The sequence below is a fragment of the Polaromonas sp. genome, assembly GCF_012927485.1.
In the GTDB taxonomy this organism is placed as follows: Bacteria; Pseudomonadota; Gammaproteobacteria; order Burkholderiales; family Burkholderiaceae_C; genus Polaromonas.
In genome coordinates this window covers 48,464-62,718 of record NZ_JABBPC010000004.1, presented here as the reverse complement: position 1 = coordinate 62,718, position 14,255 = coordinate 48,464, and the positions used below count along the sequence as shown (strand labels likewise).

At 55.2% G+C, this 14,255-nt stretch carries 14 protein-coding genes; all 14 read right to left on the bottom strand.

Annotated features, from left to right (window positions below):
• Window positions 1–3 precede the first annotated feature (3 nt).
• Window positions 4–1,182, bottom strand: coding sequence for an ATP phosphoribosyltransferase regulatory subunit (locus tag HHJ16_RS00860; RefSeq protein WP_293639904.1), 1,179 nt, complete (start codon window positions 1,180–1,182; stop codon window positions 4–6).
• 141 nt (window positions 1,183–1,323) lie between these two features.
• Complete coding sequence (locus HHJ16_RS00855; protein WP_293639903.1) at window positions 1,324–1,512, bottom strand: DUF2065 domain-containing protein; 189 nt, start codon at window positions 1,510–1,512, stop codon at window positions 1,324–1,326.
• A gap of 6 nt (window positions 1,513–1,518) precedes the next feature.
• A complete protein-coding gene (gene hflC, locus HHJ16_RS00850) occupies window positions 1,519–2,421 on the bottom strand; it encodes a protease modulator HflC (protein WP_293639902.1) in 903 nt (300 codons plus the stop codon).
• Between the two features lie 11 nt (window positions 2,422–2,432).
• Window positions 2,433–3,851, bottom strand: a complete 1,419-nt coding sequence (gene hflK, locus HHJ16_RS00845; RefSeq protein ID WP_293639901.1) for an FtsH protease activity modulator HflK — start codon at window positions 3,849–3,851, stop codon at window positions 2,433–2,435.
• A gap of 57 nt (window positions 3,852–3,908) precedes the next feature.
• Window positions 3,909–5,069: a GTPase HflX gene (hflX, locus tag HHJ16_RS00840; protein WP_293639900.1), complete on the bottom strand. Its 1,161-nt coding sequence runs from the start codon at window positions 5,067–5,069 to the stop codon at window positions 3,909–3,911.
• Between the two features lie 17 nt (window positions 5,070–5,086).
• Window positions 5,087–5,338 carry an RNA chaperone Hfq gene (gene hfq / locus HHJ16_RS00835; RefSeq protein ID WP_293639898.1) on the bottom strand — a complete coding sequence of 84 codons (252 nt, stop codon included), beginning with the start codon at window positions 5,336–5,338 and terminating at the stop codon, window positions 5,087–5,089.
• A 68-nt stretch (window positions 5,339–5,406) separates the two neighbouring features.
• Complete coding sequence (gene der / locus HHJ16_RS00830) at window positions 5,407–6,750, bottom strand: ribosome biogenesis GTPase Der (RefSeq protein ID WP_293639896.1); 1,344 nt, start codon at window positions 6,748–6,750, stop codon at window positions 5,407–5,409.
• Between the two features lie 26 nt (window positions 6,751–6,776).
• Window positions 6,777–7,922 (bottom strand): outer membrane protein assembly factor BamB, encoded by a 1,146-nt coding sequence (bamB, locus tag HHJ16_RS00825; RefSeq protein ID WP_293639894.1) that lies wholly within the window; start codon window positions 7,920–7,922, stop codon window positions 6,777–6,779.
• The gene (locus HHJ16_RS00820; protein ID WP_293639892.1) at window positions 7,919–8,614 is read right to left on the bottom strand and encodes a tetratricopeptide repeat protein; all 696 of its coding nucleotides are present in this window, start codon (window positions 8,612–8,614) and stop codon (window positions 7,919–7,921) included. Before HHJ16_RS00820 ends, bamB begins: the two co-directional genes overlap by 4 nt.
• A gap of 86 nt (window positions 8,615–8,700) precedes the next feature.
• A complete protein-coding gene (gene hisS / locus HHJ16_RS00815) occupies window positions 8,701–10,059 on the bottom strand; it encodes a histidine--tRNA ligase (RefSeq protein ID WP_293639891.1) in 1,359 nt (452 codons plus the stop codon).
• 5 nt (window positions 10,060–10,064) lie between these two features.
• On the bottom strand, window positions 10,065–11,339 hold the full coding sequence (gene ispG / locus HHJ16_RS00810; RefSeq protein WP_293639890.1) for a flavodoxin-dependent (E)-4-hydroxy-3-methylbut-2-enyl-diphosphate synthase: 1,275 nt from the start codon (window positions 11,337–11,339) through the stop codon (window positions 10,065–10,067).
• Window positions 11,339–12,259: a RodZ domain-containing protein gene (locus HHJ16_RS00805; protein WP_293639889.1), complete on the bottom strand. Its 921-nt coding sequence runs from the start codon at window positions 12,257–12,259 to the stop codon at window positions 11,339–11,341. The genes ispG and HHJ16_RS00805 overlap by 1 nt, the downstream gene beginning before the upstream one ends.
• Complete coding sequence (gene pilW, locus HHJ16_RS00800) at window positions 12,252–13,061, bottom strand: type IV pilus biogenesis/stability protein PilW (RefSeq protein ID WP_293639888.1); 810 nt, start codon at window positions 13,059–13,061, stop codon at window positions 12,252–12,254. Before pilW ends, HHJ16_RS00805 begins: the two co-directional genes overlap by 8 nt.
• Window positions 13,058–14,206 (bottom strand): 23S rRNA (adenine(2503)-C(2))-methyltransferase RlmN, encoded by a 1,149-nt coding sequence (gene rlmN, locus HHJ16_RS00795; protein ID WP_293639887.1) that lies wholly within the window; start codon window positions 14,204–14,206, stop codon window positions 13,058–13,060. Before rlmN ends, pilW begins: the two co-directional genes overlap by 4 nt.
• Window positions 14,207–14,255 lie beyond the last annotated feature (49 nt).

Here is a 14,255-nt window from a genome sequence, read left to right as displayed (position 1 = left end):
TTTTTAGGCTGATTTTTGGAGGGGTTGGACCACCCATTGGCCCGCACCAACCGTCAGCTCGCGGTCGCAGTCAAATTCGCTGACCTCATGTTCGTGACCAGGCAGCACACAGACCACCGTTTCGCCGCTGGCACGAAGGCGCGCGATGGCAGCGCGCAACCCATCAATTTCTCCCCAAGGTGCGCGAATGGCAGCTTTCAGGGGGTGGGGAGGCAGTACGCGGACCAATTCCTTCAAGTCAAGGCTAAACCCTGCGGCAGGTCGACTCCTGCCGAATACCGCGCCCACCTCGTCGTAGCGCCCCCCCCGGGCCAGTTCGGCGCCTTGCCCGTAAATGGCAAAGCGAGTGCCACTGTAATAGGCATAGCCATTTAAGTCTGCTAAATCAAAACTGACCTTCACGTCGGGCATATGGGAGGCGAGCCACGCCAAGCTGTGTAGCGCGTCGCGAATACCTTGAAGTGGCGGCAGGGCTTTCTCCGCTTCGGCCAAAACTTTTTCATCGCCGTAAAGATGAAGCAGCGCTTTCAGGCCCTCGCGTGCCGCCGAAGAAATGCTGCCGTTAAGACGGCTTGTCAGGCTATCAAGCTCGCTCGCATCTTTGGCCGCCAGGGCGGCATGAATGTGCGCCAGGGTGGTGGCATTGAGAGTGGTGCCCTGCAGCAGGCTGCTGACAATACGGACATCCGCCATGTCGACCGCCAGTTTGGTTACCCCGGCAGCTCCAAGACCTTCCAGCGCCAGCAACTGGGCTTCTAGATCGGCTTCCAGCCCGGCATGACCGTAAATTTCCGCCCCAAACTGCAGAGGCTCGCGTGTGGCGTGCGGACGTTCCGCTCGGGTATGCAACACGGGTCCGCAATAGCAAAGGCGGGTTACCCCACTTCGATTTAGCAGGTGGGCGTCAATACGGGCAACCTGGGAAGTGGTGTCCGCACGCAAGCCCAAGGTACGCCCTGACAATTGGTCCACCAACTTAAAAGTTTGAAGGTCTAGCGCTTCACCGCTGCCAGTGAGCAGCGACTCCAGGTGCTCCAGCAGCGGGGGCATCACCAGTTCATAGCCATAACTGCGAGCTGTATCCAGAAACAAACGGCGCAGTTCTTCGATGTGACGGGCCTCAGAAGGCAAGACATCGGCAATTTGTTCGGGCAATTGCCATGATGACGACCAAGCGGACATTGTAATTTTTGCGGGCTGTTAAAAACAAGATTTTACCGGGCTTGGCGCCCATTTTTCGCTTACCGGCTGCACGATGCGGCGGTCAGCCGTAAACACGAGTAGTTGCGCTGGCTGGTGAGGTCGGTGCCTGTGGCCTGCAACTCACGCCAGCACCAGCAGGAAAATCACGCCAGCGACGATACTGCAGAGCCCGAAAAAACGGATCTGTCCGTTGCCTAGGCTGAGGACCTGTTCAAACATCCGACGCCACCCCGCAGGCGAGATAAGCGGCAACAGACCTTCAACCACCAGCACCAAGGCCAGAGCTTGCCAGAGCGTATTGCCGATCACTGCGGCTTATTTTTTATTGGACGCCGGGGTGCCACTACCGGAGCTTCGCATGGCCTTGAAAAAGTCGGAAGACGGATCGAGCACCATGACATCAGTCTTCTTGCTGAAGCTCGCTTTGTAAGCGTCCAGGCTACGGTAGAACTGGGCAAATTGAGGATCTCGCCCAAACGATTCTGAGTAGGTACGGGCAGCTTCTGCATCGCCTTCGCCTTTGACTTTCTGGGCATCGCGATAAGCATTCGCAATGGTGATTTCGCGTTGGCGATCAGCATCAGCGCGAATTTTTTCACCTTCGGCGGCACCGGTAGACCGGAGCTCATTAGCCACCCGCTGGCGCTCAGCCACCATGCGTTTGTAAACGGAATCGGTGATGGCTTCGACATAGTCAACACGCGTGATCCGAACATCGACCACATCGACGCCCCATGGCTGGGTGCCTTGCACCGCTTGTAGCACCTCCCGCTTTACGTCGGTCATCAAAGCCTCTCGTTTCACAGACAGCAACTCCTTGACCGTGCGTTTGTTGATCGCTTCCTGGAAGGCATTTCGAACTACGCGACTAAGCTGGTTGGCACCGGCCTTTTCATCTAAGCCAACAACTCGGATGTAGTCGGTCGGCTGAGTGATGCGCCATCGAACATACCAGTCGATGACCACACGTTGCTTTTCAGCAGTCAGCATTGGCTCTGTATCCGCACTGTTCAAAACAAGCAGCCGCTTGTCGAGGTACGAAACGTTTTGAAACGGCGGCGGCAACTTCACATGAAGGCCGGGCTCGGTGATCACATCCTTGATCTGGCCTAATGCGTACACCACACCAAATTGGCGCTGGTCGACAACAAAGAGAGTGGAACTGATGAGCGCCAAGGCCACCAGCAACGAAGAAACAATAAATCCAACTCTATTCACTTTTATCTTCCTTAACGGGTTTCACGGTCGCGGGTACGAGACGCATCACGGGCGCGGGCGTCAAGAGGCAGTCCGTTGGTAGGCAGGGCGGGTGCCGCCGCGGAAGACGAGGTACTACCGCCCGGAAGCATCGACGTGTCGGCTCCGGTTGCAGCAGCGCCTGGCGAAGTCATCTGCATGAGTTTGTCAAGTGGAAGGTATAACAGGTTGGATCCCTGCCGCGATTCCACCAGCACCTTGGAAACGTTGGTGTAGACCTGCTGCATGGCATCGATATACATACGGTCACGAGTGACCTGCGGTGCTTTTTGGTACTCAGTCAATACCGAGCGGAAACGCTGCGAATCGCCTTGGGCTTGCGCCACAATGCGCGCTTTGTAGGCGTCTGATTCCTCCTTGAGGCGCGAGGCCGAACCCACCGCACGAGGGATCACGTCGTTAGCGTAGGCTTGCGCTTCGTTCTTGGAACGCTCTCGTTCCTGGCCGGCTTTGAGCACATCATCAAATGCGGCCTGCACCTGCTCTGGAGGACGTACACCGCTTTGCTGCAGGTTAATACCGACCACTTCCACGCCGACTTTGTAGCGGTCCAGGATAGTCTGCATCAGGACCCGCACGCGCGGCGCGATTTGATCGCGTTCTTCGGCCAGTGCTGAATCCATTTTCATTTTGCCGACGACTTCACGCACGGACGTTTCGGCAGCCTGAACCACGGCACTGGCGGGATCCTTGCTTTCGAACAGATAAGCGCGGGCATCGTTCAAGCGGTATTGCACTGCAAACTTGATTTCGACAATGTTCTCGTCTTCGGTGAGCATTGCGGACTCGCGCAGCCCGGTTGCCTTGATGATTGAGTCCCGGCCTACGTCGACCGAACGAATCTGGGTCACCACCACAACTTCTTGGCGCTGTATGGGATAAGGTAAGCGCCAGTTAAATCCCGCGCCCACTGTTGACTGGTATTTGCCAAACTGGGTTATAACCGCCTGCTGGCCCTCCTGCACAATGAAAAATCCGGTGCCCAGCCAGATCAGCACAGCCACACTGGCAATGAGTCCAACGCCGATGCCGGCACTTTTCATGTCGGGCTGAAATCCACCGCCGTTGCCACCACCGAAGCCGCCCCGGTTACTTCCAGAATTGCCGCCATTTTTTCCGCCGCCAAACAGCCCTCCCAACTTGCGATTGAAATCGCGCCAGAGTTCGTCCAGATCAGGCGGGCCTTGATTCGGGCCCTTACCCTGTGGTCGATTGACGGGTCGGGGTGGCAGCTTGTCGTCGTTAGGAGTGTCTGGCTTGGGTTCGTCGGACATCGGTTTATCGTCGTCCCGACCCCAACGCGGATCATTGAGATTGAACATGCCTTGAACGCGTTGTTTGAGCCGGCCTGAGAAAGTAGTCAACGACTGCAGCACGGGGTTCAGATTCATGAAAAGATACTCACTTTTTTTTATTACATCGACATTGTGACAAATAAAATTACCAGATCAGGCAAGATCATCGGACGTTTGGGGCATTTCGTCTGTTGGCATACTTGCCGCATGACTGACCAGAAGTTCGCGCAATAAGGAGACACCTTCACCTGTTTGAGCGCTGAGAAATACCCGTTCCACGCGCCGACTCGAGCCTCCGAGTGCGTCCTTGAGATCAAACGTGCCGCTTATGTGCAGGGGTAAGCTTCCTTTTTCAATAGCATCCAGCTTGTTAAACACCAGTATCTGCGGCACGTCAGCGGCTCCAATCTCGGACAAAACACGCTGCACTTGTTCAATTTGCTCCAAATAATCAGGACTGGAGCCGTCCACAACATGCAGCAGCAAGTCTGCATCTACAGCCTCCTGCAGCGTCGCGGCGAAAGCGTCAATCAGCCCATGCGGCAAGTCGCGGATAAAACCGACTGTGTCAGACAGGGAAACCGAACGCGCAACATCTCCCAGATACAGTTGCCTTGTGGTCGTATCGAGCGTGGCAAATAACTGGTCGGCCGTGTAAGCGCGCGCTTTCACCAACGTGTTAAACAGCGTGGATTTTCCAGCATTGGTGTACCCCACCAGAGAAATCGTGAATGAGTTGCGCCGTTCCCGCTGTTTTCGTTGCGTTTGCCGCTGCTTCTTGACTTTTTCCAAACGTTCTTTGGTGCGCTTGATGGCGTCACCAATCATACGTTTGTCGAGCTCAATCTGTTTCTCACCAGGACCGCCCCGCACACCCGCGCCACCAGTCTGCCGCTCAAGATGGGACCAGCGCCGGACTAAGCGCGTTGACACGTACTGTAGCCGGGCCAGTTCGACTTGAAGTTTGCCCTCGTGACTGCGGGCGCGCTGGGCAAAAATTTCCAGAATTAGCAGGGTCCGGTCGTTTACCGGCAGTTCCAGATGCCGCTCCAGATTGCGTTGCTGGGCGGGGCTGAGCGACTGATCGAATAAGATTTCTGTGGCGCCAGCGTCCAATGCCAGCATTTTTATCTCATCGGCCTTACCGGTACCAATGAACAGGGCGGCGTCGGGAGCCTTGCGCTTGCATGTTACGCGAGCAACCGGCTGCAAGCCTGCGGTTTGCGCGAGCAACCCAAGTTCCTGCAGACCGGCATCGAAATTTGGCAACCCCAAATCTACCCCGACCAAAAGGACGAGCGCTTTTGTTTTCACTGGAACATCGTACGCGCTCAGGTGGCGAGACTTTCTTCAGGGTCTCCGGTCGCGAAGCTAACCGCGCGACCGGGAACGATGGTAGAAATGGCGTGCTTGTAAACCATTTGAGTCACAGTATTGCGGAGAAGCACTACATATTGATCGAACGATTCGATTTGGCCCTGTAATTTAATCCCGTTAACGAGATAAATTGAAACAGGAACGTGCTCACGACGCAAGGTGTTGAGAAATGGGTCCTGAAGCAGCTGGCTTTTGTTGTTGCTCACGATATTTTCCGTGTTTGAAAATGAAGAGATGATGACCTTACCACAGCCGATCTGACCGGCGTGTAGTCCTAAGTTGATTCCTTACCCGCGAAGGGATTTTGTGAACTTTTCATCTGAATGCGCAGTGGCGTTCCGACTAACTCGAACGCTTTACGAAACCGCCCTTCCAGGTAACGCTTGTAGGCCTCTGTGACATGCTCCAGCGAGTTGCCATGAACAATGATGATCGGTGGATTCATTCCGCCTTGGTGGGCATACCGTAGCTTGGGCCGGAAGATACCCGAACGCTGGGGTTGCTGAAACTGCACCGCTTCCAACAGCAGGCGCGTCAGCACCGGCGTGGACATCTTGCGATTGGCCGACGCGTGAGCTTGAACGATAGATTTCCAAACGGGGCCCAATCCTTGACGCTTGATGGCCGAGATCGGGAGAATCGATGCAAATTTCAAAAAACCCAATCGTGTCTCAATTGAGCGCTCAAGTAGTTCGCGCTGGTAGCCATCAACTGCATCGGATTTGTTGATGGCCACCACTACCGCACGACCACTTTCAAGTATGTAGCCTGCGATATGGGCGTCCTGATCAGTCACACCCTGCGTCGCGTCAAGCAGTAGCAAGACGACGTTCGCACTTTCAATGGCCTGCAAGGTCTTGACAACAGAAAATTTTTCGATCGCTTCGAAAACCTTACCTTTACGCCGTAGCCCAGCGGTGTCAATAAGCTCAAACTTTTGACCGTCTCGTTCAAAAGGGACGGAAATTGCGTCACGGGTAGTTCCGGGCAAATCGAATGCCACCAGACGTTCCTCCCCGAGCCAGGTGTTGATCAGCGTGGATTTTCCGACGTTGGGGCGGCCCGCCACGGCGAGTTTGATGACGCTAGGGTCCTGCGGTTCGACGTCTTCTTCGGGGTCTGCCAGAGCAAGAGGAGCCAGCGCAAGATCCACCAGCGAGCGCATGCCTTGGCCGTGAGACGCGGAAACCGGCAAAACCTCTCCCAACCCAAGTTCGAAGAATTCGGAAAATTGAACGCCCTCTGTCATGCCTTCTGCCTTGTTGGCCGTGAGCAGAGTCGGCTTTCCCAACTTGCGTAGGTACTTGGCGATGTCATAGTCTTGGGCGCTAATGCCCGCCCGGGCGTCGACGACAAAAATTACTACGTCGGCCTCTGCGACGGCCTGCCGGGTTTGCTTGGCCATTTCCTTATAAATGCCCGTAGCGGCGTCAGGCTCAAAACCACCTGTATCGATAACGATGTACTCGTGGATTCCCAAATCGCCATTGCCATAATGACGGTCACGGGTCAGCCCGGCGAAGTCGGCCACGATCGCATCCCTCGTCTTGGTCAGCCGATTGAAAATCGTCGACTTACCCACATTCGGGCGGCCTACCAGCGCAATCACAGGTTTCATGAATACAATTTTTAGTTAGGCGGATGTTATTCGGGTTGAAAGCCGTACACGCCGCCATTATGGGTTACCGCAATGAGCGTGTTGCCAGCTAGCACGGGGGAGGCAACGATCGCCGATCCGTCGGTGGGCAATCGATTCAGCAAAGTGCCGTCATCGCGGGACAGTAGATGGATAAAACCCGTGAAATCGCCAACGACCACAGAACGTCCCGCCACTAAAGGAGCGGTGAGGCTACGGTAACGCAGACGATCTGTTGACCAGACTTTCTCGCCGTCAGCGCGACGCCAGGCAATCACCGTTCCGTCGGTTTCCGTGCCGAACAGCAGGCGATCGTCCCCATGTATTCCTTGTACGCCATTGGCGGGCTTGGTCCAGAGCAAATTTCCGCTGGCGGCGTTGACGCAACCTATGGTGGCCTGAAAAGCCCGCACGCACACGTTATCGCCTTCCCTGCTGACGCGCCCTACCAGATCAACAAGGCGCTCCACATCATTGATGCCACGGGGTGAAGCAATCGGCGTTTCCCATCGAATACTGCCGTTGGCAGGATTGAGACCCGCCAGGCGACCGGACAGACCAACCACCAGCGTGTCGCCAACAGCCAGCATCACGCCAGACTGGCGAAGCACCAACGGCTCGCTGGGACGCTGCTGGACCCACAGCTTACGGCCCGTCTGGCCGTCAAAGGCATTGACCGAACGGTCCGCAGCCAATACAAATACGCGTGCACCTGCCACAAAGGGCGCGGTGAAGGCTTGAGCGCTAAGCTTTTGACGCCAAAGCTCGCGCCCGTCCTGCAGTGCGATGACTTCGTTGGCTTTTGTCACTACCGCGACAACTTTTCCGTCGCTCCCGACACCTGCTGCGATGGGCGTGTTGAGGGCGACACGCCAAAGGTCGCGGCCGGTTTTAGCCTCCAGCAAGGCTACCGTGCCCTCACTGCTTGCGACAGCTACGCTGTCACCGGAGACACTCACTTCAAGCGGAAAATCCACCTTTCCGATGCGACTGTTCCAACTCTGGCGAGCCGACGCCAGTGCCGTTACTGGCTGCAGTTCTGCCGGTTGTGGTTTGGTTGCACCGCCAAAACAACCACTCAGAAACGCTACTACGATAAGCGCTAATGGTGCGCCAACTGAAAGGGCCCGAGGACTTTTAGACTGGTTATTCACTTCTTTACCTCAGAATTGGATGCAGTCGTATTTGACTGGACTTTTGCTGCAGCGGGATCGACTCCCAATGTATTCAACTTAACCTCTACCAGCCGTCGGTATTCAGCGCGCTCGTCAAGGCCTTGATAGGCTTTTTCATATTCAGTTTTAGCCTCGCTTTTTTTGCCTTGCGTCGCCAGAATGTCGCCGCGCCGATCAGCAGCAAGTGCCGCAAAGTCCTTTGGAAAAGAACCAGAGACCTGGTGAAGGGCTTCGGCATAGTCTTTCTTTTCTAAAAGAAGACCTGCAAGGCGCAATTTGGCCGTGGCTTTGTAGCCTTCATCCGACGATTGCTCGGCGACCCAGCTCAAAGCGGCGCGGGAAGCCTCCGCATTACCTTTGTCGTAATAGGCCTTGGCGGCCAGCAAGCTGGCTTGCTCGGCGTAAGTCGTGCTGCCAAAACGGTTTTTCATGTCAGACAGTGACCGATCAATCCTCGCTAATTCGCCCGATTGCACCGCACGTTCGACCTCGTCATACATCACTGCAGCCTGCGCCGCCTGATTACGCTGCCAGTATTGATAGCCGTTCCACGCTGCAAAGGCACCTAAAACTGCAATCAATGCCCAAGTAATCAGATCCCCGTATTGCTTCCAGAAGTGCTTGAGCTCGTCAAGCTGTTCCTGTTCTTCTAAATCGAGATGTTTTGCCATAAAAAAGCTGCTTGTTTCTGCCCGATAACGGCGCGGATTGAATTGGATTGATTGTAAAGGGCAGGTGTGAACCTCCGCCCTCCCGCTTAGCTTCGTAAGGTGTGAGCCCAGGCCAGCACATTGTCGAGTGGCTGAAGCGTTTGGGCCTGCGCGGCCTCGGCTTTATCACCCCGTAAAGGTTTGACGGCGACGCAGCCGCCAGCAAGCTCACTCGCGCCAAAAATCAGCGCGAATCTTGCACCGCTGCCATCGGCTTTCTTGAATTGCGATTTCATGGTGCCCATCTCCTCAGTGCTAAGCCTGGCGTGCATCTGTACACTCACTCCGGCCGCACGCAAAGCCTGTAACGTTTGCAAGGCGACCGACAGATTCGATGCCTCGGGAATCACTGCATAGGCGTCCGGCACAGAAAGCGCTACGGTTTCGCCTTGCTCCCTAATGAGTTCGAGTACGCGCTCGACCCCCAGCGCCCATCCAACAGCGGGAGCGGCCTTTCCACCCATCTGCTCCATCAAATAGTCATAACGTCCACCGGCGCAAATGGTGCCTTGCGCACCCAACCTGTCGGTCATAAATTCAAAAACCGTCAGGTTGTAATAATCCAACCCCCGCACCAATCGAGGATTCACTGTCCACTGAATTGAGTTTGCGTCGAGGATCGCTTTCAGCCCGTCAAAATGGGCCAGCGACTGGGACCCCAGAAAATCAATTAAGCGGGGAGCACTTTCGATCACTGCCTTCATCGCTGGGTTTTTACTATCCAGAATTCGCAGTGGATTGGTGTACAGACGTCTGTGCGCCTCGTCGTCCAGCGCGTCTGCATGCTGCTCAAAATGGGCGATGAGCTGGATACGGTGTTCAGCGCGTTCTTCGGGCTGCCCCAAACTGTTTATTTCCAGGCGCCAGTCGGTCAGGCCGAGTTCCTTCCAGAGTGCAGCCGCCAGCAGAATCAACTCGGCGTCAACCTCAGGGCCAGAAAAACCCAAGGCCTCCGCTCCGATCTGATGGAACTGCCGGTAACGGCCACGCTGCGGCCGTTCACGACGAAACATGGGGCCCATGTAATAGAGGCGTTTACCGCCGTCGTAGAGCAGGTTGTGCTCCGTAACCGCACGAACGACGCTTGCCGTATTCTCTGGGCGCATGGTCAGATGATCGCGGTCGCCATATTTGTCTGCGCGGTCGTCAAAAGAATACATTTCCTTTTCAACAATGTCGGTGACCTCGCCAATACCGCGCACAAACAGCTGGGTGTGCTCAAGAATGGGCGTACGGATGTTTCGGTAGGCATAGCGCCCCATCAGGGAGCGGACTTTCTCTTCAAGCCATTCCCAACGAGCTGAATCAGGCGGCAAAATATCGTTCATGCCTTTGACCGCTGTCAATTTCTCAACTTTTGCCAAAGGCGATTTCTCCGTATCAGCGGAAGTTAATTTTTCAAGCATGGGTTTTAAACGACTTCAATGGCTGTTTTCGTGCCAAAGCGTTTTTCAATGTAGTTCTGAACAATGACTTGAAACTGCTGCGAAATATTGTCGCCGCGCAAGGTCAGCCTTTTTTCGCCATCAATAAACACCGGCGCGGCCGGTGCTTCGCCCGAACCGGGCAAACTGATGCCTATATCCGCATGCTTACTTTCACCAGGACCGTTCACAATGCAGCCCATCACAGCAACTTTGAGCCCTTCGACGCCCGGGTATTGCTTACGCCAAACCGGCATCTGAGCCCGCAGAAAGTCGTCGATCTGCTTGGTCAGTTCCTGAAACGTGGTGCTGGTAGTGCGCCCGCATCCGGGGCAGGCGGTCACGCTGGGTACAAAAGTTCGCAAGCCAAGTGCCTGAAGAATTTCAGCAGCAATCACAACTTCTTGAGTGCGCGCTTCCCCTGGCTGGGGGGTCAAAGAGACGCGAATGGTGTCTCCGATACCTTCCTGGAGCAAAATCGATAGCGCTGTTGCGGAGGCTACCGTTCCCTTGGTACCCATCCCGGCTTCGGTTAGGCCAAGGTGAAGGACGTGATCGCTGCGCTTTGCCAATCCCCGGTACACGGAAATAAGGTCCTGAACGCCACTGACCTTGCAGGACAAAATAATCTGGCTGCGACTCATGCCCATCTTTTCAGCAAGCTCGGCGGACTCAATCGCCGAAGTAATCAGCGCCTCGTACATGACCTGTTTGGCGTCCCACGGTGCAGCACGTGCACTGTTGTCGTTCATAAGGCTGGTTAGCAGTTCCTGGTCCAGACTACCCCAGTTCACCCCAATCCGAACCGGTTTATCCCAGCGCATGGCCGCTTCTATCATCTGACCAAACTGGGTGTCGCGTTTGTCGCCCTTGCCTACATTGCCAGGATTGATACGATATTTCGATAGCGCCTCGGCACAAGCCGGGTAATCGGTTAGCAGGCGGTGGCCGTTGTAGTGAAAATCGCCAATCAAAGGCACATCGATACCCATGCGGTCCAGTTGCTCCCGTATGTGCGGTACGGCTTCGGCCGCCTCAGGCGTATTCACTGTAATACGGACCATTTCGGAGCCCGCCAAAGCAAGCTCTTTGACTTGAATGGCCGTGCCAATTGCATCCACCGTATCGGTGTTAGTCATGGACTGAACACGTACTGGCGCGTCGCCGCCCACAGTCACGAGGCGAGAGCCCCAGACAACTTGAGCTTGTAGGGAACGCCGACTCTTCGGAAAAGCCGACTCTATTGGAAGACCGGGTTGCATTATTTCACCTCGAATCGGGCCACGTTATCTCTGGCTACTGCAGTCAGATCAAAGGCCTGCCCGCGTATTTGAACTTGCATGACATCGGCTCTGCCGACCACGGTGGTCAACGGCAATGCGCCGGATACGCCAGCGGTTTCACCAGAGGTCAATGTACGGCGAAGCAAAACGGACCCTTTCGCATCAGTCACCTCAATCCAGGACTCACCCTTTGCACGGAATGTCACGATGCCATTGAGTGCAGTTCGTAAAATCGGTGAAATCGGGTCGCTCGATGCTGCCACTGAATCTACCAAGTTGGACGGGGAAATCTGTTCAGTGGATGCGGCAGGCGTCTCCTTAACGGCTTCATTGGCAGCCGCTACAGGCGCGGGATCACCTGGCTCGTTTTTTGCCAGCGCACTGTCCGACCCCGGCCTGCTCGACACGAAGTTCTGCTCGATGTTGGGTAGAAAAATCAAGACCAGTGCACCCAACAACAAGGCCAGACCGGCGAGCACACTGGGCCGTGAAATCTGCATTAATAAAGCCGGCCCCCGACCATCTCCCGGAGAGCGAAACGGCGTGTTGATGCAGCCAGCCGTGTAGTCCGGTTGGATGGCCCTTGCTGAGGGCAGCCGCTGAAGCACCTGAGTCGGGTCAAGTTTGAGCGTACGACACACGCTGGAGGCCAGCGCTCGCACAAAAACCGTGTCGAGCAACAGGTCGAACCGGTCGTCCTCCAGCGCTTCCAGTTTTTTTACTGGGACTTTGAGTGCTGCTGCCAACGCTGCGATGTGCACACCTGCAGCCTCCCTTGCAGCACGAAGCAAGGCGCCAGCGGTCGGCTCCGGGGCACTCTCACTTTGGCTGATACTGTTGCCAGAAATGGCGACATTCGCATCGAGGTTTCCAGAAAGTAGTAGGTTCAGGTCAGTCATTGAACAAACCTTTTTCGTAGGAGGCAGTCTCAGGAGATTGTCCAAACCGTTTCTTCAACTGATCGGCCAACTGAAGCACTGCATCCTGATTATTCAGCTTCCGTTCAATCTTGATACCGAGCCAGAGGGTTTCAGCGTTGGCTAATTCACTATTATTCAAACGACGAATATAAAACTGTGCGCGCGTCAACTCTCCGCGCTCATAGAGAAGATTGGCCAAGTTATACCCGGTGACCGGGTTGCCTGCATCAAGTTCATATGAGCGCATCAAACTTTGTTCCGCCTCGGAGCGCTGTCCCGCACGAACTTGGCACACTCCCTGAGTCATAAGCGTTTTGGCCTTACCGCTGTAAGTTGGATTGGCGGCCGCTTGAGCAAAGAACTTAAAGGAATCGTTGTACCGGGCTTGCTGGCACAGGAACCATCCATAGTTGTGCGCCACATCTGCATCACGCGGGTTCAACGCAAGCGCCTTGCGAAAACTGTCTTCTGCAAGAGGCGTATCGTTAAGCCGCATGTACACCAGACCGCGCAGGTTTAAAGCGTCTACAAAAGTCGGATCGATCACCAGCGATTGTTTGACTTCATCGAGCGCAACATTGATCTGACCCTGTTCGAAATATCCGCTTGCAAGTTCGAGGCGCAGCCGGGCGCGCCGGCGTTGTTCGGGTTCATCGGATTGAGTGACTATGTCATTTCCATTTCCGGATACCCCGGGACCAATTTGGTGGTTAGCACACCCTTGCAGCAAAAACGCACCCCAACACGCCGACATCCAGATTGCATTGGTGAAAAATCTCATGCCTTCATCCCCTTGACAACAACCACCTTGATGCCTTCGAGCATTCCTTGCCGCTGAGCGGCCATGCGCTGATCTACACCGGTCCGGTCTTGAACGTCACCAGCCAGCTGCCCGCAGGCCGCGTCAATGTCATCGCCACGAGTTTTACGGACGGTTGTAATAATGCCCGCATCCAACAGAATCTTTGCGAATAATGCGATCTGCGGCATCTTGGAACATCTCAGGCCAGAAGACGTGAACGGATTGAATGGAATCAAGTTGAATTTGCACGACAGGCCGCGGGCAGCGTACGTTTGCATCAAGGTGACAAGTTGACGTGCGTGCTCAGGCTGATCATTAACCCCTTCAAGCATGCAGTATTCAAACGTAATGAAGTCGCGCGGAGCGGACGCCTGGTAGCGGATACAGGCTTCCAACAGCTCGGCGATAGGATATTTTTTATTCAGGGGGACCAAGTTGTCTCGGAGCGCATCCTGCGGCGCATGCAGCGATACAGCGAGTGCCACCGGGCATTCTTTGGCCAGCCGGTCAATCATCGGTACCACGCCAGAGGTCGACACGGTTACCCGACGACGCGACAGTCCATACCCATGGTCGTCCAGCATGACTTTTAACGCGGGCAGCAACTGCGAGTAGTTCTGCAAGGGTTCGCCCATGCCCATCATCACCACGTTGGAAATAACGCGCTCTTTCTTGTGTAGATGCTGACGCAGGAAATGCTCCGCGAACCACAATTGGGAAACGATTTCACCAGTGGTGAGATTCCGGCTGAACCCCTGGTGCCCGGTTGAACAAAACCGGCAACCTACGGCACACCCTGCCTGAGATGAAATGCAGAGGGTTCCACGATCAGCTTCAGGGATGAAGACGGTTTCAATAACATCTCCCCCCCCCACGTCAAATAACCATTTGACGGTGCCGTCAATCGAGTCGTGACGGGACACCACCTTGGGACACTGGATGTGAGCCGACCCTGCTAGTTTTTCCCGCAAAGACTTTGCCAAGTCTGTCATCTGCGCAAATTCTGACGCCCCTTTTTGATGTATCCAACGGAAAAGCTGCGTGGCACGAAATCGCCTTTCTCCGTGTTGCTCACAAAACGCGGCCAGACCTTCCAGATCGAAATCAAGAAGGTTGGTTGTCATCGCAGTGCGCAGGTAAAGGGGCCGCCCCAGACAAGTGACGTCCCTAGGA